The organism is Pseudomonas sp. D5(2026) (assembly GCF_057766845.1).
Genome location: NZ_CM173421.1, coordinates 5,526,752 through 5,544,984, shown reverse-complemented (window position 1 = coordinate 5,544,984; position 18,233 = coordinate 5,526,752). Strand labels below are relative to the sequence as shown.

19 protein-coding genes are annotated in these 18,233 nt (G+C 62.8%); 6 read left to right on the top strand and 13 right to left on the bottom strand.

Annotated features, from left to right (window positions below):
- Window positions 1-66 precede the first annotated feature (66 nt).
- Together phoR and phoB are read right to left on the bottom strand one after the other, a co-directional pair.
- Window positions 67-1,374, bottom strand: coding sequence for a phosphate regulon sensor histidine kinase PhoR (phoR, locus tag AC3B5Q_RS25520; protein ID WP_021785265.1), 1,308 nt, complete (start codon window positions 1,372-1,374; stop codon window positions 67-69).
- A gap of 48 nt (window positions 1,375-1,422) precedes the next feature.
- The gene (gene phoB, locus AC3B5Q_RS25515) at window positions 1,423-2,112 is read right to left on the bottom strand and encodes a phosphate regulon transcriptional regulator PhoB (RefSeq protein WP_003253341.1); all 690 of its coding nucleotides are present in this window, start codon (window positions 2,110-2,112) and stop codon (window positions 1,423-1,425) included.
- A 173-nt stretch (window positions 2,113-2,285) separates the two neighbouring features.
- On the opposite strand from phoB, the gene AC3B5Q_RS25510 reads away from it, so the two are divergent.
- The gene (locus AC3B5Q_RS25510; protein ID WP_003253343.1) at window positions 2,286-2,657 is read left to right on the top strand and encodes a COG4315 family predicted lipoprotein; all 372 of its coding nucleotides are present in this window, start codon (window positions 2,286-2,288) and stop codon (window positions 2,655-2,657) included.
- Between the two features lie 120 nt (window positions 2,658-2,777).
- Here AC3B5Q_RS25510 and ubiA read toward each other — a convergent pair whose 3' ends face one another.
- Both ubiA and AC3B5Q_RS25500 read right to left on the bottom strand, forming a co-directional pair.
- Window positions 2,778-3,668, bottom strand: a complete 891-nt coding sequence (ubiA, locus tag AC3B5Q_RS25505; protein ID WP_004575206.1) for a 4-hydroxybenzoate octaprenyltransferase — start codon at window positions 3,666-3,668, stop codon at window positions 2,778-2,780.
- Window positions 3,668-4,225, bottom strand: coding sequence for a chorismate--pyruvate lyase family protein (locus AC3B5Q_RS25500; RefSeq protein WP_021785263.1), 558 nt, complete (start codon window positions 4,223-4,225; stop codon window positions 3,668-3,670). Before AC3B5Q_RS25500 ends, ubiA begins: the two co-directional genes overlap by 1 nt.
- 223 nt (window positions 4,226-4,448) lie before the next feature.
- Between AC3B5Q_RS25500 and AC3B5Q_RS25495 the strand changes: the two genes are divergently transcribed.
- The 4 genes from AC3B5Q_RS25495 to AC3B5Q_RS25480 all read left to right on the top strand — a co-directional run bounded on the left by AC3B5Q_RS25495 (window position 4,449) and on the right by AC3B5Q_RS25480 (window position 6,787).
- Entirely contained in the window at window positions 4,449-4,616 is a 168-nt protein-coding gene (locus AC3B5Q_RS25495) for a rubredoxin (RefSeq protein WP_003253349.1), read from the top strand.
- Window positions 4,617-4,632: 16 nt separating this feature from the next.
- Window positions 4,633-5,781, top strand: a complete 1,149-nt coding sequence (locus AC3B5Q_RS25490; protein ID WP_021785262.1) for an NAD(P)/FAD-dependent oxidoreductase — start codon at window positions 4,633-4,635, stop codon at window positions 5,779-5,781.
- Between the two features lie 187 nt (window positions 5,782-5,968).
- Window positions 5,969-6,265 carry an HU family DNA-binding protein gene (locus AC3B5Q_RS25485; protein WP_021785261.1) on the top strand — a complete coding sequence of 99 codons (297 nt, stop codon included), beginning with the start codon at window positions 5,969-5,971 and terminating at the stop codon, window positions 6,263-6,265.
- Between the two features lie 147 nt (window positions 6,266-6,412).
- Window positions 6,413-6,787, top strand: coding sequence for an SCP2 sterol-binding domain-containing protein (locus tag AC3B5Q_RS25480; RefSeq protein WP_021785260.1), 375 nt, complete (start codon window positions 6,413-6,415; stop codon window positions 6,785-6,787).
- Between the two features lie 164 nt (window positions 6,788-6,951).
- Here the strand turns inward: AC3B5Q_RS25480 and AC3B5Q_RS25475 are convergent, their stop codons facing one another.
- The 6 genes from AC3B5Q_RS25475 to exbB form a co-directional block, all read right to left on the bottom strand.
- Window positions 6,952-8,355, bottom strand: a complete 1,404-nt coding sequence (locus AC3B5Q_RS25475; protein ID WP_021785259.1) for an aminoacyl-tRNA deacylase and HDOD domain-containing protein — start codon at window positions 8,353-8,355, stop codon at window positions 6,952-6,954.
- A 78-nt stretch (window positions 8,356-8,433) separates the two neighbouring features.
- Window positions 8,434-10,512 carry an ATP-dependent DNA helicase RecG gene (gene recG / locus AC3B5Q_RS25470; protein ID WP_028697464.1) on the bottom strand — a complete coding sequence of 693 codons (2,079 nt, stop codon included), beginning with the start codon at window positions 10,510-10,512 and terminating at the stop codon, window positions 8,434-8,436.
- 3 nt (window positions 10,513-10,515) lie between these two features.
- The gene (locus AC3B5Q_RS25465; protein ID WP_012274839.1) at window positions 10,516-11,442 is read right to left on the bottom strand and encodes a hydrogen peroxide-inducible genes activator; all 927 of its coding nucleotides are present in this window, start codon (window positions 11,440-11,442) and stop codon (window positions 10,516-10,518) included.
- A gap of 94 nt (window positions 11,443-11,536) precedes the next feature.
- Window positions 11,537-12,268 (bottom strand): energy transducer TonB, encoded by a 732-nt coding sequence (locus AC3B5Q_RS25460; protein WP_392520408.1) that lies wholly within the window; start codon window positions 12,266-12,268, stop codon window positions 11,537-11,539.
- Window positions 12,265-12,693, bottom strand: coding sequence for a TonB system transport protein ExbD (gene exbD / locus AC3B5Q_RS25455; RefSeq protein WP_003253367.1), 429 nt, complete (start codon window positions 12,691-12,693; stop codon window positions 12,265-12,267). Before exbD ends, AC3B5Q_RS25460 begins: the two co-directional genes overlap by 4 nt.
- A 3-nt stretch (window positions 12,694-12,696) precedes the next feature.
- Window positions 12,697-13,671 carry a tonB-system energizer ExbB gene (gene exbB, locus AC3B5Q_RS25450; RefSeq protein ID WP_021785256.1) on the bottom strand — a complete coding sequence of 325 codons (975 nt, stop codon included), beginning with the start codon at window positions 13,669-13,671 and terminating at the stop codon, window positions 12,697-12,699.
- A 191-nt stretch (window positions 13,672-13,862) separates the two neighbouring features.
- Between exbB and AC3B5Q_RS25445 the strand changes: the two genes are divergently transcribed.
- On the top strand, window positions 13,863-14,720 hold the full coding sequence (locus tag AC3B5Q_RS25445; protein ID WP_021785255.1) for an SDR family oxidoreductase: 858 nt from the start codon (window positions 13,863-13,865) through the stop codon (window positions 14,718-14,720).
- Between the two features lie 168 nt (window positions 14,721-14,888).
- Here AC3B5Q_RS25445 and AC3B5Q_RS25440 read toward each other — a convergent pair whose 3' ends face one another.
- From AC3B5Q_RS25440 to spoT, 3 genes are read right to left on the bottom strand one after another with little or no spacing between them, the layout of a single operon-like run.
- Window positions 14,889-15,620 carry a hypothetical protein gene (locus AC3B5Q_RS25440; protein WP_021785254.1) on the bottom strand — a complete coding sequence of 244 codons (732 nt, stop codon included), beginning with the start codon at window positions 15,618-15,620 and terminating at the stop codon, window positions 14,889-14,891.
- Between the two features lie 57 nt (window positions 15,621-15,677).
- Window positions 15,678-16,058, bottom strand: coding sequence for a deaminase RidA (gene ridA / locus AC3B5Q_RS25435; RefSeq protein ID WP_003253379.1), 381 nt, complete (start codon window positions 16,056-16,058; stop codon window positions 15,678-15,680).
- Between the two features lie 23 nt (window positions 16,059-16,081).
- A complete protein-coding gene (gene spoT, locus AC3B5Q_RS25430; protein WP_021785253.1) occupies window positions 16,082-18,190 on the bottom strand; it encodes a bifunctional GTP diphosphokinase/guanosine-3',5'-bis pyrophosphate 3'-pyrophosphohydrolase in 2,109 nt (702 codons plus the stop codon).
- Window positions 18,191-18,233 lie beyond the last annotated feature (43 nt).

Genomic DNA, 18,233 nt, shown 5'->3' with positions numbered 1-18,233 from the left:
AGCGGATTTATTGCGGTCCCTGCGGGAGCGGGCGGGCCCGCGAAGGGCTGCGCATCAGCGCCAATCTCAAGCCTTTTCGTTGGCCAATTGTGCTGGCGCAAAGTGACAGGTAAAGGTGCTGCCATGCCCCGGTACACTGCTGATTTCCAGCTTGCCGCGGTGGCGCATCAGCACATGCTTGACGATTGCGAGCCCCAACCCGGTCCCGCCGGTATTCGATGCACGGCTGGAGTCTACCCGGTAGAAACGCTCGGTCAGGCGTGGCAAGTGCTTGGCATCGATGCCCACCCCCGAGTCCTGCACCGACAGATGAGCGCCCTGGGCATCGACCCACCAGCGGATGCGGATGTTGCCTTCGTCCTGGGTGTACTTGACTGCATTGAACACCAGATTGGAAAAGGCACTGCGCAGTTCCGACTCGCTGCCCTTCAGCTTCACGCCGGGCGCAGCTTCCAGGCTGATGTGCTGGTTGCGCGGCCCGGACAGGGCCTGGGCGTCGTTCTTGATGGCGGCGAGCAGGGCATCGACTGCCACCGGCTGGTTGTCCGATGGGTAATCGGTGGCTTCCAGTTTGGCCAGTAGCAATAAATCGTTGAGCAGGGTTTGCATGCGCGAGCCTTGCTGGCTCATCTGCTGCAGGGCGCGGCTCCACCGCGGGTTCACGTCTTCGACGTTGTCCAGCAGGGTTTCCAGGTAGCCGGTGATTACCGTCAGTGGTGTGCGCAGCTCGTGGGACACGTTGGCGACGAAGTCCTTGCGCATCTGTTCCAGCTGGTGGATGCGGGTGACATCGCGCACCAGCATCAGGTGTTCATTGTTGCCGTAGCGGGTGATGTGCAACTGCACGCGCATGCGGTCATTGATCGGCGAAGGGATTTCCAGCGGTTCGAGGTAGTTTTCCGCCTCGAAGTACTCTTTGAAGAGCGGGTGGCGCACCAGATTGGTCACCTGCTGGCCACCGTCCTGTGGTGTCTTGAAGCCCAGCAGGGTCTCGGCGGCGCGGTTCCACCATTCCAGGTTGCCGTCGCTGTCGAGCATGATTACCGCGTCACGCAGTGCGGCGGTGGACTCCTGCACCCGGTCGATCACTGCCTGTAGGCGGCCCCGCACGCGCTGGTCGCGGCGTTGCAGGTGGTAGATGCTATCGAATACCTCGCCCCACAGGCCGTAGCCATCGGGCGGTGCTTCGTCGGGTTGGTGATTGCGCAGCCAGTCGTGCAAGCGCAGCAGTTGCTTGAGGGTCCAGCCCAGATAGAGCGCCAGGCCAATGGCCAGGCTCCAGCCGTAGTAGCCGCTTACCAGCCCGCCGATCAGGCAGATGGTAATCAGCAACAGCAGATGGCGAATCAGGGTTGCGTGCCAGTTCTGGTTCAATTGACGGTCCTTGTACAACGACGTGCAGCTTGGCGCTCTGGAACTCGATCAGCTCTTGGTCGAGAAGCGGTAGCCAGTGCCCCGGACGGTTTGTACCAGATTCTCGTAAGCCTCACCCAGTGCCTTGCGCAAGCGACGGATGTGCACGTCGACGGTACGTTCCTCGACATAGACGTTGCCGCCCCACACCTGGTCCAGCAGTTGGCCTCGGGTATAGGCGCGTTCCTGGTGGGTCATGAAAAACTGCAGCAGGCGGTATTCGGTAGGGCCCATCTCGGCCGGCTTGCCGTCGATGGTCACGCGGTGGCTGATCGGATCGAGCAGCAGGCCACCGACCTCGATCGGCGCCTCGCTGTCGCTCGGGCCAGTGCGGCGCAGCACGGCTTTCAATCGCGCTACCAGTTCACGCGGCGAGAACGGCTTGGTGATGTAGTCGTCGGCGCCCACTTCCAGGCCCTGGATCTTGTTGTCCTCTTCACCCTTGGCGGTGAGCATGATGATCGGGATATCACCGGTCAACTCGTCGCGCTTCAGGCGGCGGGCCAGCTCGATGCCGGAGGTGCCCGGCAGCATCCAGTCGAGCAGGATCAGGTCCGGTTTGCGGTCGACGATGATCGCATGGGCCTGTTGCGAGTTTTCCGCTTCCAGGCAGTCATAGCCGGCCATTTCCAGGGCAACGGCGATCATCTCGCGAATGGGCGCTTCGTCGTCGACGATCAGAATGTTCCTGCCTACCATGCTCAAAACCTCTCCTGGATTCGGTGTCTTGGCCCGCATTAGATAACGGAATTATTGCAGCTGTGTGACAGGGTGTTGGCCGTTCTGGCGACATTCCATGACTGAACTAGGCTACAGAGGGCCGCTTTAATGGCAACCCGAACCCATTTCCCCCCGAAACAATGGTGAATCCAATGACACGACATACGCTGAGCTGGATGGCCCTTTTCACTGCGTTGGCGCTCCCGGGGGTGGCGTTGGCCCACCATGCCATGGAGAAGGATGGCAAGTGGGTCGATGATGCCGGCATGACCCTGTACACCTTTGACAAGGATGCGGGTGGCAAGTCGATGTGCAATGGCGAGTGCGCCAAGAACTGGCCACCGTTGATGGTCAAGAAAGAAGACGAAGCACCGAAGGATAAATGGACCCATGTAGAGCGTGACGACGGGTCGATGCAGTGGGCTTACGACGGCAAGCCGCTGTATACCTTCATCAAGGACAAGAAGGCCGGTGACATGACCGGTGACGGCATGAAAGACGTCTGGCACGTTGCCAAGCCTTGAGACAGCCGGGGCCGCTGTGCGGCCCATCGCGACACAAGGCCGCTCCCACATGGTTCGACGTACGCTGATCAATGTGTGCGGCCTTGTGTCGCGATGGGCTGCGCAGCAGCCCCAAACTACTCACCGCAACGCGTAATCCAGCACCACCCCGATAAACACCAGCATCCCCGCCCAGTGGTTGTGCAGAAACGCCTTGAAGCACGATTCCCGGTCCAGCTTGCGTGTTGACCAGTATTCCCAGGCAAAGCACGCCGCCGCACCCAGCAACCCAAGGTGGAACCAGCCACCCAGGTCGAAGCGGCTACCGGCCAGCAACAGGCAGCCCAGCGACAGCAACTGCAGGGTCAGGATGATGCTGCGATCAGCGTCGCCGAACAGGATCGCAGTGGATTTCACACCAATTTTCAGGTCGTCATCGCGGTCGACCATGGCGTAATAGGTGTCATAACCCACCGTCCACAGCAGGTTGGCGATATACAGCAGCCAGGCGCCGGCCGGCAATTCACCGCCAGCGGCTGTGAAAGCCATGGGAATGCCCCACGAATACGCCGCCCCCAGCACCACCTGCGGGTAGTAGGTGTAGCGCTTCATGAACGGGTAGCAGAACGCCAAGGCCACCGCCCCGAACGACAGCCAGACGGTGCGGCTGTTGGTGCACAGCACCAGCAGGAAACTCACCCCGACCAGAATCGCGAACAGTGTCAGCGCCTCGCGTGGCCGCACTCGGCCACTGGCCAAGGGCCGATCGGCGGTACGCTTGACGTGCCCGTCCACCTTGCGGTCGGCAAAGTCGTTGATGCAGCAGCCGGCCGCGCGCATCAGCACCACACCAAGGCCGAAAATGAGCACATTGGCCAGGGTTGGTGACCCGTTGCCGGCAATCCACACTGCCGACAGGGTCGGCCACAACAGCAGGTAGATGCCTATCGGTCGGTCCATGCGGCTGAGCTGGACGAAGTCCCAGGCCCGTGGGTGCAGGCGGTTGAGCGACTTGAGCAGTTGCAGGTACATCAGCGGTTTTCCTCCTTGGCCGCTTGCCACAATGCCGGCAGGAACACTTCTGCCACCAGTAGGTCCAGGCCGTTGCGCTCGAAGCGCGAGCGGCGGCCCCAAAGCGCCGCATGTGCTGCTTCGGACGGCAGCCAGGCCTGTGGGTAACTGCACACTTCAAGTGGATGACGGATGAACGCCTGGTCGCAGAACAGCAACTCGCCCAGCGAGCGGCTGCCCAAGCTTTCCAGGTCCAGACCACCACGTTCCAGGGCGCTGCGGCTGGCCACGCTGCGGGCGAATACCCAAGGTTGGCCATGGCCGCGCAGGTACACTTCGCGCACCCAGCCTTCGGAACCGGCAGCGATGCCCAGCGCTTGGCATTCGTCATCGCGCAGCGGCTGCCAGCCCTCGAACAGCGGGGTGACGGAAAAGTGATCAATGGACAGACGGGTCAGGCGGCGGGTCAGCGAGCCCTCGTCGAACAGCCAGTCTAGGGTGGGCTGGTCGATGTCGGTCGCCAGTTGTGAATACGGCAGCCACGCGACAGCGGCTGCTTGCGGGGATTCGTACGACACGTCGGTATGCTTTGTTACTGCCAGAGAGGCGGCGAGCTTAGCATGATTGCCCCAACTGCTTGCATACTGCCGGCAGGGCCGCTACAAAGCCCCCACGCATTGCGTGCTGGCCCCGTTCGCGGGCAAGACCGCCAGGCCCTTCGCGGTCGCTGCAGCAGCGGGCTTGCCCGCGAAGTGGCCATCAGCAGCACAAGCCCCAGCCTGAACCGAGGAAATAGACCTGATGAAAAAGTGGCAATGTATTGTCTGTGGCCTGATCTACGACGAAGCCGAGGGCTGGCCCGACGACGGCATCGCCCCCGGCACCCGTTGGGAGGATGTGCCTGAAGACTGGCTGTGCCCCGACTGTGGCGTCGGCAAAAGCGACTTTGAAATGATCTCCATCGGTTAATCGAGGAAAGCACGACATGACGTCCCCTGTGGTAATCATCGGTACCGGCCTTGCGGGCTACAACCTGGCCCGTGAATTTCGCAAGCTCGATGCGCAGACGCCGCTGTTGCTGATCACCGCCGACGATGGTCGTTCCTACTCCAAGCCGATGCTTTCCATGGGCTTTGCCAAGCAGAAGGACGCCGACGGCCTGTGCATGGCTGAGCCGGGCGCTATGGCCGAGCAACTTAATGCCGAGATCCGCACCCATACCCGCATCAGCGGCATCGACCCGGGGCACAAGCGGCTGTGGATCGGCGAAGAGGCCGTGGAGTACCGCGACCTGGTGCTGGCCTGGGGGGCGCAGACCGTGCAGGTGCCGATCGAGGGTGATGGCGGCCATCTGGTGTTCCCGATCAACGACCTGGAAGACTACGCGCGCTTCCGTGCGGCCGCCGCTGGCAAGCAGCGTGTGCTGATCCTCGGTGCCGGTCTGATCGGCTGCGAATTTGCAAACGACATGAGCCTGGGCGGCTTCGAGGTCGACGTTGTGGCTCCGTGCGAACAGGTCATGCCGACCCTGCTGCACCCGGCCGCTGCGGCGGCAGTGCAGGGTGGGCTGGAGAGCCTGGGTGTGCGCTTCCACTTGGGGCCGGTGCTGACCCGCCTGCAGCAGGTGACCCAAGGCCTGGAGGCACACCTGTCGGATGGCCGCGTGATCGTCTGCGACTTGGTGGTTTCGGCCATCGGCCTTCGCCCACGTACCGACCTGGCTGCCGCGGCCGGCCTGCAGACCAATCGTGGCGTAAGCGTAGACCGCGAGCTACGTACCTCACACGCCAACATCTTCGCCCTTGGCGACTGTGCCGAAGTCGATGGCATCAACCTGCTGTATGTGATGCCGCTGATGAGCTGTGCCCGGGCGCTGGCGCAAACCCTGGCGGGCAAGCCGACGGCCGTTTCCTACGGGCCGATGCCGATCACCGTGAAAACCCCGGCCTGTCCGCTGGTTGTCTCGCCGGCGCCACAGGGCTGCGAAGGCATCTGGCAGGTAGAGGGGCAGGGCAGTGACCTCAAGGTGCTCTGCCTAGATGCCGACGGCAAGCTGCTGGGCTACGCCCTCACCGGAGCGGCGGTGATGGAGAAGCTGGCGCTGAATCGTCAGTTGCCAGCGGTTATGGCGTAAATAGCGCGCGTTCTGTCGGATTTATCCTGTTGTTGCCTGCACAATGGCCGCCCAGATACTGGCGCGGCCCCTGAGCTCGTGCCATTCTCACTCCCGTCTGCCGCAGATTAGAGCCTGCGGTGCCTTGAGCGCTGCTCCCAGAGGCAGCACGGCATAACAACAAGAATTCCGTCAAAGAGGCTTCACTATGCGCAAACCAGAACTCGCCGCCGTCATCGCCGACAAGGCTGACCTGACCAAGGAAAAGGCCAATCAGGTTTTGAACGCGATTCTCGACAGCATCACCGGTGCCCTGGACAAGGACACCGTGACCCTGGTCGGTTTCGGCACCTTCGAAAAACGTCATCGCGGCGCGCGTACCGGCAAGAACCCGCAGACTGGGGAGCCGGTCAAGATCAAAGCCAGCAACACCGTGGCCTTCAAGCCAGGCAAGAACCTGCGCGATGAAGTTAATGAAGCCAAACCTGCCAAGAAGGGCAAGTAATCGCTCCCTGGCAACCCAGTTTCAGCCAAGCGGGCGCCCCGGGGCGCCCGTTGTGCTTTCTGCAGGCAAGATGCTTCTAACTTGCATAAATAGTTCTGGAAAAGGATAGACTGCGCGCCTTAGTCACTTTTCGTTCGAGGCGCGTTGATGAAGTTCCGCTTTCTTCTCTGGGCCATGGGGCTGTTGATGGCCAGGGCCAGCCGTAATAACCCCGCTTTCCAGCAGCAGCTCAAAGGCAAGAACCTGGTATTCCAGATGCAAACCCTGGACGGCAAGGTCGCCCGGCACTTCATCGTCGAGAACGAGCGCATCAGCAGCAAGGGCGGCGCGCACCCCCAGCCGGCGTTCGCCATTGCCTTCAAGGACGCTGCCTACGGCTTCGCCACCATGCAGGCGGGTAACAAGCAGCTGGCGTTCATGCAAGGGATTCAGGACAAGCACATCCAGATCAAGGGCAACCCGGCGTTGGTGATGTGGTTTCAGGGGTTGATGAAATACCTGAAACCGAAGAAGAAAGGTTGAAACCCGACGGGGATGCTGTGGGAGCGGGCGTGCCCGCGAAACAAGCGACGCGGTGCATGGCACCGGCTTCGCCGGTGTTCGCGGGCAAGCCCGCTCCCACAGGGATTGCGCCAGCTTTTAGAAGTTGAGCAAGACAGTTGCTCCCACAGGGTATGCGTTAATGCTTAATGCGGTGCGTGGAACTGCGAAGCCAGCTCACGCAACAGGTTCTCGGCTTCGAGCACCTTGTTCACCACATCCTCAGCCTTGTCCCGGGTAATGCTCAGGCGTTCCAGCAGCTCGTCAGGAATCTCTTCCTGCGGCCCTGAGCCTATGCCTCGCGAGCGCAGCAGACGGGTGGCCAGGCACACCAGGTTGGGGAATGCGAAATATTCGCCTTCGTAGGCCGGGTCGTGCTGAAAGCGCAAGGCAGTCGACAGCTCTTCCGGCATGTCCCACAGCTTCATCAGCCAGGTACCGATCTGTTCGCGGCTGATGCCCAGCAGGTGTTGTTCCACGTAGGTATGGTTCAGATGCGGGTTGACCTCAAGGTGGCGGCAAATCAGCGAGAAGTGAGGCGGGAACACATGCGCCAGCAGCAGATAGCCGAAGTTGTGCAGTAGCCCGGCCAGGTAGGTCAGCCCGGCCTCGGGGCGTTCTGCGCGAGGCATGGCGCGGGTCAGGCCTTCGATGATCGCGGCGGTGTAGATCGACTGTTGCCAGTAGGGCGTGGCCTGCTGTGGGTGGTCTTTTGGCAGGCTCAAGGTCTTGCCCAGCGCCAGGCCCAGGGCCAGGTTGATCACCAGGTCGAAACCCAGCACACGCACGATGGCGTCTTCCACCGAGCGAATCTTGCCCGGCGAACCATAGTAGGGCGATGCGGCCCAGCTCACCACCTGTGCCGCCAGCGCCGGGTCGGTTTCGACCACGCCGGTGATATCGTCGATGCTGGCGTTGGGATCTACCCGCAGCTTGATGATCTTCTGCGCGGTGTCGGCGAGCGGAGGAATTTCGATGGTTTCTTCCAGGCGCTTCTGAATGCGTCGGGCGGTGAAGGCCTGGACGGCATTGGTGATTTCCCGGGTGTCGTCATCGGGGCGGTCGAGGTTGGGGCTGATCGCTTCGACTTGCTGGCCGAAGCTGCTGGCGCTGGCCTTGGCCAGCATGCGCTTGAAGTGTGCGCGTTCGATTTCCAGCAACAGGCCGGCTTCGCCGGACTGGATAAAGACAGTTTCGGTGTCGAGCAGGGCCTTTTCGTACTGACATGGCGAACTGGTCAGCGCCGGGATGCCCGGCAGCGCCTTGAGGTGGTGCTTGTCGAGCATCTGCTTCAGTCGCGGTACCGACACGGCGGTCAGCTTGCGCCCGGTCAGCTCGGCCAGGCGGTTGAGGTCCAGCAGGTGGCTCTGCGGGAACAGCACCATGAGGGCGCCGACCTCGTCGTCGAGAAGGACAGCCTGCACCCGCGAAGCCGCAGGCAGGTGCGGGTGTTCGACCACCTGACGGAAGGGCACGCCAAGTTTGTCGAGCAGCAGCCTGATGACGGAGGGGGCGTGTGGGGTTGCGGTGTCCAGGGCAACTTCAGTCATGGTCCGTATCCACTGATTCTTTTAAACGCGAAGTATAACCAGCCTGCGAGCAAATCTGGATCCATTCTGGGACTGGCGTCACACTTGGCCATATTGTTGGCCATGGCGCAGCCAGCGGTCCAGCAGCGGGCTGACGTGTTCCGGCCAGCGTGATACCAGGGCCTGAGCCGCGTCGCGCACGGCCGGCAGCAGGTCCGCGTCGCGCATCAGGTCGGCGACCTTGAACTGCAGCAGACCGGTCTGGCGGGTGCCGAGCATCTCGCCCGGGCCACGCAGTTCAAGGTCTTTTTCGGCAATGATGAAGCCGTCGTTGGTCTCGCGCATGATCCCCAAGCGCTCGCGGCCTATCTGCGACAGCGGCGGGTGGTACAGCAGCACGCAATGGCTCACGGCGCTGCCCCGACCAACCCGGCCACGCAGCTGGTGCAACTGTGCAAGGCCCAGGCGCTCGGGGTTCTCGATGATCATCAGGCTGGCGTTGGGCACGTCCACACCCACCTCGATGACCGTGGTGGCGACCAGAAGCTGCAGGTTGCCAGCCTTGAACTCGGCCATGATCTCGGCTTTTTCCGCCGGCTTCATGCGCCCGTGGATCAACCCTACCCTCAGCTCGCCAAGCGCGCTGCCAAGCTCCTCGTAAGTGCTTTCGGCGGCCTGGCAGGTGAGTTCTTCGGACTCTTCGATCAGCGTGCATACCCAGTAGGCCTGGCGCCCCTCGGCGCAGGCGGCGCGTACCCGCTCGACCACTTCGAAGCGGCGGCTGTCGGCCACCAGCACGGTGTTCACCGGCGTGCGCCCTGGCGGCAATTCGTCGAGCACCGAAGTGTCCAGGTCGGCGTAGGCGCTCATGGCCAGGGTGCGCGGAATCGGGGTGGCGGTCATGATCAGCTGGTGCGGGCACAACTCGCCGGCCACGCCCTTCTTGCGCAGGGCCAGGCGTTGCTGCACGCCAAACCGGTGCTGTTCGTCGATGATCGCAAGGGCCAGGTGCTTGAACCTCACCTCCTCCTGGAACAGCGCGTGGGTGCCGACCACCATGGGTGCACCGTTGGCGATCTGCTCCAGGGAAGCGGCCCGGGCCTTGCCCTTGAGTTTGCCGGCTAGCCAGGCGACTTCGATGCCCAGCGGTTCCAGCCAGCGCCTGAAGGTAATGTAGTGCTGCTCGGCGAGGATCTCGGTGGGGGCCATCAATGCCACCTGATAGCCAGCCTCCAGCGCCTGCAACGCGGCCAGTGCAGCGACCACGGTCTTGCCGGCACCCACGTCGCCCTGCACCAGGCGCATCATCGGTTCGTGCTGGCTAAGGTCATAGGCAATTTCGTTGGCTACCCGCTGCTGCGCGCCGGTCGGCTGGAAACCCAGGTTGGCCAGGTACTGCGCCTGAAGGTGGGTGGCCTTGGGCAGTACCGGCGCACGCAGGCTGCGCAGGCTTTCGCGCAGGCGTTGCTGCGACAGCTGGTGGGTCAGCAACTCTTCGAAGGCCAGGCGGTGCTGGGCCCAGTGCTGGCCTTCGGCGAGCTCGTCGAGGTCGGCGTCGGCCGGCGGGTTGTGCAGGTAGCGTATGGCTTCGTCCAAGGGTGCCAGCTGGTAGTCCCGGGCAAGTTCGTCAGGCAGCCAGTCGGGCAGGCTGCGCGGGCCAAGCAGGGCAAGGCTCTGCTGGCACAACAGGCGCAGGCGTTGCTGGGTAAGACCTTCGGTGGACGGATAGATCGGCGTCAGTGTCTGTTCCACCGGTGGCGGCGGCTCGCTGCCGTTCAGCGCGCGGTACTCCGGGTGGTAGATTTCCAGGCCGGAAGCGCCGGGGCGGGCTTCTCCATAGCAGCGCAGGTGGGTGCCCCGCTTCAGGCCCTCCTTCTGCGCGTTGCTGAAGTGGTAGAAGCGCAATGTCAGTACACCGCTGCCGTCGCCCAGGCGCACCACCAGGCTGCGGCGCTTGCCCATGGTCACATCGGTACCACTGACCACACCCTCGATAACCGCATCCTGGCCCGGACGCAGCTGGCCGATTGGCACCACGCGCGTGCGGTCCTGGTAGCGCAGGGGCAGGTGGAACAACACGTCCTGCAGGTTTTCCAGGCCGACCTTGGCGAGTTTCTCCGCCATTGCCTCGCCCACACCTTTCAGTACTGTGACCGGGACCTTCGACAGCTCACTCATGACTCAGGCCGGTTGTTCCGCAGGGTTTTTGGCGACCGAGCACAGGCGGATCGAATCGGCGAGGATCTCGATGGCCTTTGGCCGCGGGAAACTGGCGCGCCAGGCGATGGCTACCGTGCGGAATGGTGCCGGTGCCGTCAGCGGGCGCACTTCGATGACGCCGGGGGCGTAGTGATGGCTGTGCACGGCCGACAGCGGCAGGATCGATACGCCAAGGCCCGAAGCCACCATGTGACGGATGGTTTCCAGCGAGCTGGACTCGACCGTGGTGTGCCTTGAGCCTTCACCCCCCTTGTTCAGGGTAGGGCAGGCTTCCAGTACCTGGTCGCGGAAGCAGTGGCCCTCACCGAGCAGCAACAGGCTCTTGTCGTTGAGCATGGCAGTGTCGATGGTCTTCTTCGCCGTCCATGGGTGGTCGGCAGGCATCAGGGCGCAGAACGGTTCGTCGTAGAGCGGTAGCGTCAGCACGTCGGCTTCGTTGAACGGCAGGGCGATGATCACCGCGTCCAGTTCGCCGTTGCGCAGCTTTTCGCGCAGTACGTGGGTGAAATTTTCTTCGATGTACAGCGGCATTTGCGGCGCCACGCGGTGCAGCTGCGGGATCAGGTGCGGGAACAGATAGGGGCCGACGGTGTAGATGGCGCCGACCTTGAGCGGGGCGGTCAGCTGATTCTTGCCGGCCTGGGCCAGTTCACGAATGCCTTGGGCCTGCTCCAGTACCTTCTGCGCTTGGGCGACGATGCTTTCGCCGACCGGGGTCAGACGTACTGCGCTTTTGCTGCGCTCGAAGATCAGAACGCCAAGCTCGTCCTCGAGCTTCTTCACACCGACCGACAGGGTTGGTTGGCTCACGTGACAGCGCTCGGCGGCATGGCCGAAGTGCTGTTCCTGGGCGAGTGTGACGATGTAGCGTAATTCGGTGAGGGTCATAACGTGCGTCCATGAAGTTGCGGGCCCAGCATAGCGGCTGCAATCGATAGACGCACGTTATCAGACTTGCCGAATTGTGACAGAAGCAAAAGTCTCAGCGGCGGTCCAGTGAGTAGACGAACGGTGCCACGACTTCAATCGTGCCATTGTTCAGCAACTCGGGTGGCGGCTTGGGTACCTTGCCGGCCCGACGGATCATTTCCAGGGTCGCCCGATCGAGTGAGGCACTGCCTGAACCACCGGCCATGGAGTACGACACGACCTTGCCTTCGGCGTCGACCACGAAGCGCAGGCGGTTCATGCCTTGCAGGCCGCGACGGCGCGCGTCTTCCGGGTAGCGCTTGTACTTGGCCAGGTGGCGCAGCAGATCGCTCTGCCAGGTTGGCAGGGCTTTGCTGTAGGACGCAATGCTCGGAGCCGGTGCCGCGGACTTCTGCGGTGGCGTGTTGCTGGGCGGTGCGTCCACCGTTTGCTCGGTGGGTGGCGCTTCCTTCGGCGGCTCAGGCTTTTTCTCGGGCTTGGGCGGCTGGGGCTTGGCCTTCGGCTTGGGCGGCTTGGGGATGGCGATCTTGGGCTTGGGCGCTTCTGCCAGCTTCGGCAACGGTGGTTCCTCGACCGGGGCCGGTGGCTGCGGAGCTGCCTTTGGGGGTGGTGGTGGCGCAGGCTCCGGCAACGGTGCCAGTTCGACCATCATCGCTGCCGGGGGCAGCTCGATGGCCTGGGGCACCGACCAGTTGAGCGTCAGCAGCACGGCGACCACGTGCACGCCCAGCACGATCGCCAGGCTGCCACCGTAGCGCGCCATGTTAGAGCGCGTTTTCATCATTTCTTGGCTGCCGTCTCGAGACCTACAAGACCGACTTTCAGGTAGCCGGCCGCGCGCATGTTGTTCATCACTTCCATCAGGTCGCCGTAATCCACGCCTTTGTCAGCCTGGAAGAAGATGGTGGTTTCCTTGTCACCCTTGGTCTTGGCGTCGAGCATCGGGCCAAGCTGGTCGGGTGCAGCCACCTGGTCGTCTCCGACATACAGCTTCTGGTCGGCCTTGACGCTGACGAACACCGGTTTCTCTGGCCTTGGTGCCGGTTTGGCGGTTGAGGCCGGCAGGTCGACTTTGATGTCGACCGTGGCCAAGGGAGCGGCGACCATGAAGATGATCAGCAGCACCAGCATCACGTCGATGAACGGCGTAACGTTGATTTCGTGGTTTTCGGCGAGGTCGTCGCCACCTTCGTTGAGATGCAGGCCCATGGCTTACCCCACTTTCACCATGTGCGGGGCGGCGCGCTCGCTGCCCTGGTGGTCCAGATCACGGCTGACCAGCAGCAGTACCTGGGCGGAGGCATCGGACACCTGCGCCTTGTAACCGGCAATGGAGCGGGCGAAGACGTTGTAGATGACCACGGCCGGGATTGCCGCGACCAGGCCCAGAGCAGTGGCCAGCAGCGCTTCGGCGATACCTGGGGCAACGACGGCCAGGTTGGTGGTCTGGGTCTTGGCGATGCCGATGAAGCTGTTCATGATGCCCCATACGGTACCGAACAGGCCGACGAACGGCGCGGTGGAACCGATGGTTGCGAGGACGCCGGTGCCGCTGCTCATGGTGCGGCCGCTGGCATGTACCAGGCGCTCCAGACGGAAGCTGACGCGCTCCTTGATGCCTTCTTTTTCGCGAGCGTTAGCCGAAAGGCGCATCTCTTCGAGGGCATCGTGGACCAGGGTATGGGCCAGGGTGCCTTCCTTGTTGGAGACTTCGCTGGCTTCTTTCAGTGTGGTGGACTTCTTCAGCTGGGCGATTTCACCACGCAGGCGGCGCTTGGCGCCCATCAGCTCGAAGCCTTTGGCAATCCAGATGGTCCAGGTGATGATGGAGGCGATGGCCAGGCCGATCATGACGATCTTCACCACGATGTCGGCGTTCTTGTACATGCCCCATGGGGACAGGTCATGGGCCATGCCCAGCGAGGTGTCTTCGACCAGGGCTTGAACGCTCGGGTCTGCTGCGGCCGGTGTATCTGCCGGGGTGGTGGCAGTGGCACCAGGCGCAGGCGCGTCGACCGGGGCAGCAGCGGGTGTGGCCGGGGCAGTTGCAGCAGCAGGCGTGGCGGCGTTGGTGGTTGGCTCATCGGCCATGGCCACCGGGGCCAGCACCAGGCTGAGTGTCAGCGCGGCGATGGCGCGCCAGGCGCGCGACGGGGTTGGCGAAGCGGAAGGTTGAGTACGTGTCATGCTGGCCGGACCTGATGAAGAAAAAAGTGAGCGTTCTCCAAGGCCTCGATGCAGGCCGAGAACAATTTGGCGGCCATTATTGCAAGTAATTCTTGTTAACAAAAGTAATATTGTAGCTTTTTTCGCCTATGGTCTAGCCGCCCATCGTGTAGCGTGGCCAGGCTGATCAATTGGTCTAGGGGAGTTTAGAGATGTCAGACCTTTCCGTGATGGTGGTGGGTTGTGGTGATGTGGGTGGGCGTCTGGCCAGGCAGATGTTGGCTAAAGGGTGGAAGGTGAGCGGCCTGCGCCGTTCTGTCGATCAGCTGCCCGCTGGGGTTCAGCCGGTTGCCGCAGACTTGGCCGAACCGTCGATGCCGCTGGCCTGGCCACAGGGCGCGCTGGATTACCTGGTGTACTGCGTGGCGGCCAGCCAGCACGATGAGGCGGGTTACCAAGCAGCCTATGTTGATGGCTTGCGCCATGTATTGGCCTGGTTGGCCGAGCGTGGTCAGCGCCCGCGTCGCCTGTTGTTCGTCTCCAGCAGCAGCGTGTATGCGCAGAAGGATGGCGAGTGGGTAGAGGAGGGCGCTGCCACCGAGCCTGAGGGCTATTCCGGGCGAGTGATGCTGGAGGCTGAGCGGTTGGCACTGGCCAGCGGCATCCCGGCGAGCGTGGTCCGCCTGACCGGTATCTATGGCCCAGGGCGCGAATGGTTGCTGAGCCAGGTGCGTCAGGGTTACCGCGTAGCCGAGGAGCCGCCGCTGTATGGCAACCGCATTCATGCCGAAGATGCCGCCAGCCTGCTGGCGTTTCTGCTGCAGGCCGATGCTGATGGCAAGGTGCTGGACGACTGCTACATTGGCGTTGATGACGACCCCGCGCCGCTGGCCGATGTGGTGGCCTGGCTACGGGCGTATATGGGGGTTACCGAATGGTCCGATGAGCAGCGGGTGCGGCGTACTGGCAGCAAGCGCTGTAGCAATGCCCGGGCGCGGGCGCTGGGCTGGGCGCCTGTATATCCGAGCTACAGGGAAGGCTACGCCGCGATTCTGGCAGGAAAAGCCTAGCTGGCAGGTGGCGCGTTCCCTTGTGGGAGTAACTGTCTTGCTCAATTTCTAAAAGCTGGCGCGACCCTGTGGGAGCGGGCTTGCCCGCGAACACGGGCGAAGCCCGTACCATCCACCGCGGTGTCTTCTTCGCGGGTAAACCCGCTCCTACAGGGACCGCGCATCATCTCAGCTGCGCTCCAGCGCCCACTGACGCTTGCCCGGTGCCAGTTCCGGCATTTCATCCGGCTGCGCACGGTTCACTGCCTGGAAAATCTCCAGCTTGTCGCCATCGCGCTTGATGATGAACGGTGCACCGCGCTGGTTGCGCTCCAGCCACAGGCTGTCATTGCTGCCACCCATGGTCGCACAATCACCCGCCAGGCACAGGGCGAAGCGGTCCGGCCCGGGTAGGCCGGTGACGTTGCCGGTGTCGCTGAAGCGCACGCTGGCACCTTTGCCCTGGCCTTCGACGATCTTCCAGTTACCACCCAGGTAGGCCTGGTACAGCGCCTTCTCGAAGCTGCTGCCCAGTGGTGCATTGGCTGTCGCCGGCACCTTGGCGCGCACGAAGGTTTGCTTGGCGCCACTTTGGTCGACGGCCAGCAGCTCGTCGCCATCGAGCGAAAGCTGCTCGGTCTGGCCGCCATGGAAACGGGCCTGCCATTGCTTGTCATTGGCGCTCAGCTGGCCGTCAGCGGCCTCGAAACCATTGCTATAGCTGGCTTGCTGATTGGCCACATCGAGCTTCCACTCGAACACTGGGCCATGCTCATTCAGGGCCTGGCGCAGGCTGCCGGCTTTGACCGCCGCAGTGATGGCTTCCTGGTTGATCCAGATGCCGTTGAAGTCTTCGGGTTTGTGGCTGGTGCAGCCGCCCAGTAGCAGGGCTGCCAGCGCGAAGGGCAGTGCTTGACGCATGACGGGGTAACCTTGCGGAGTAAGAAGGGTGACGGGCAGGGGCCCGTCACCAGGGCATCATTCGATGACCAGGATGGCGTCCATTTCGACCTGAGAGCCTTTTGGCAGCGCGGCAACGCCGATGGCGGCGCGGGCTGGGTAGGGCTGTTCGAAGTAGCGGCCCATCACCTCGTTGACCTTGGCGAAGTGGCTCAGGTCGGTGAGGAAGATGTTCAGTTTCACAATGTCCTTGAACGAACCGCCAGCGGCTTCAGCCACAGCCTTGAGGTTCTCGAACACCTGCACGGTCTGGGCCTCGAAGCCTTCGACCAGTTCCATGGTCTTCGGGTCCAGAGGGATCTGGCCCGACATGTACACGGTGTTGCCGGCCTTGATCGCCTGCGAGTAGGTGCCGATGGCGGCAGGGGCCTTGTCGCTGTTGATGACGGTTTTGCTCATGATGACTCCTTGCGGTTGGCGGACTACGTACGCATGCGGGTGATGCGGACCACACCGGTCAGGGTACGCAGCTTCTTGATCACACGCGCCAGGTGCACGCGGTCGTGCACGCTGACCACCAGTTGGACCACGCTGATACGGCCGTCGCGTTCGTCCATGCTGATCTTTTCGATGTTGCCGTCGGCGGCGTTGACGCTGCTGGCCAGCAGGGCGATCAGCCCGCGCTGGTGTTCCAGTTCGACACGCAGTTCGACATTGAACTCGCCAGTGATGTCCTTGGCCCAGGAGAGCTGCACACACTTTTCGGGGTTGTGGCGGATTTCACTGATGTTGCGGCAGTTCTCCAGGTGCACGACCATGCCCTTGCCGGCCGACAGGTGGCCGACAATCGGGTCACCCGGGATCGGCGTGCAGCACTTGGCGTAACTCAGCACCAGGCCTTCGGTACCGCGGATCGCCAGCGGGCCTTCTGGCGCCGGCAGCTGTTCGCCTTCGGCCGACAGCAGGCGGCGCGCGACCACGTAGGCCATGCGGTTGCCCAGGCCGATGTCTTCGAGCAGGTCTTCTATCAGCTCCAGGCGGTACTCGGCGAGAATGGACTGGATGCGTTCCTGGGGGATTTTCTCCAGGCTGCTGTCGAAGCCGGTGAGTACCTTGTTCAGCAGGCGCTCGCCCAGGCTGATGGACTCCGAGCGGCGCTGTTGCTTGAGCGCGTGGCGGATATTCGTGCGTGCCTTGCCGGAGACCACAAAGTTGAGCCAGGCCGGGTTTGGCCGAGCGCCCGGGGCGCTGACGATTTCCACGGTCGAGCCGCTTTGTAGCGGTTCGGACAGCGGCGCCAGGCGGCGGTTGATGCGGCACGCGATGCAACTGTTGCCAACGTCGGTGTGCACCGCGTAGGCGAAATCGACGGCCGTGGAGCCTTTTGGCAACTCCATGATCCGGCCTTTGGGCGTGAACACGTAGACCTCGTCCGGGAACAGGTCGATCTTCACGCTCTCGATGAATTCCAGGGAGTTGCCGGCACGTTGCTGCAGTTCGAGGATACCCTTGACCCACTGGCGGGCACGTGCGTGGCTGCCCTTGGGCTGCTCGTCGTCGTTGGACTTGTACAGCCAGTGCGCGGCGATGCCGTTGTTGGCCATCTCTTCCATTTCGCGGGTGCGGATCTGGATTTCGATGGGCACGCCGTGCATGCCGAACAGGGTTGTGTGCAGCGACTGGTAGCCGTTGGCCTTGGGGATCGCGATGTAATCCTTGAAGCGCCCGGGCAGCGGCTTGTAGAGGTTGTGCACGGCGCCGAGCACGCGGTAGCAGGTGTCCACCTTGTCGACGATGATGCGGAAGGCATACACGTCCATGATCTCGTTGAAGGCACGGCGCTTGCCGCGCATCTTCTTGTATATGCCATAGAGGTGTTTCTGCCGACCGCTGACCTCGCCCTCGATGCCGTCGGCGGCCAGGCAGTTGGCCAGCGAGTGTTCGATCTTGGCGACGATTTCTTTGCGATTGCCGCGTGCGCTCTTCACTGCACGGTGAATCAGCGACGAGCGCATCGGGTGCATGGCCTTGAAACCAAGGTCTTCGAACTCCACGCGCACATTGTGCATCCCCAGGCGGTTGGCGATGGGGGCGTAGATCTCGAGGGTTTCCTTGGCGATGCGCCGGCGTTTTTCGCCAGACAGCACTTCCAGGGTGCGCATGTTGTGCAGACGGTCGGCCAGCTTGACCAGGATCACGCGAATGTCGCGGGCCATGGCCATGGCCATCTTCTGGAAGTTTTCCGCCTGCGCCTCGGCCTTGGTCTCGAAGTTCATCTGGGTCAGCTTGCTGACCCCATCGACCAGTTCGGCCACGGTCTCGCCAAACTGCTGGCTGAGGGCTTCCTTGGCGATGCCGGTGTCTTCGATCACATCGTGCAGCATGGCCGCCATCAGGCTCTGATGGTCCATGTGCATGTCGGCGAGGATGCTGGCCACGGCCAGCGGGTGGGTCACGTAGGGCTCGCCGCTGCGGCGGCGTTGCCCATCGTGGGCCTGTTCGGCGTAGAAATAGGCACGCCGGACCAGGTTGACCTGTTCGGGGCCAAGATAGGTCGAAAGCCGTTCGGCCAAGGCTTCTATACCCGGCATGGGTTCACCTCCTGCCGAGGAAGAGGGCCTTGCGCCGTACGAC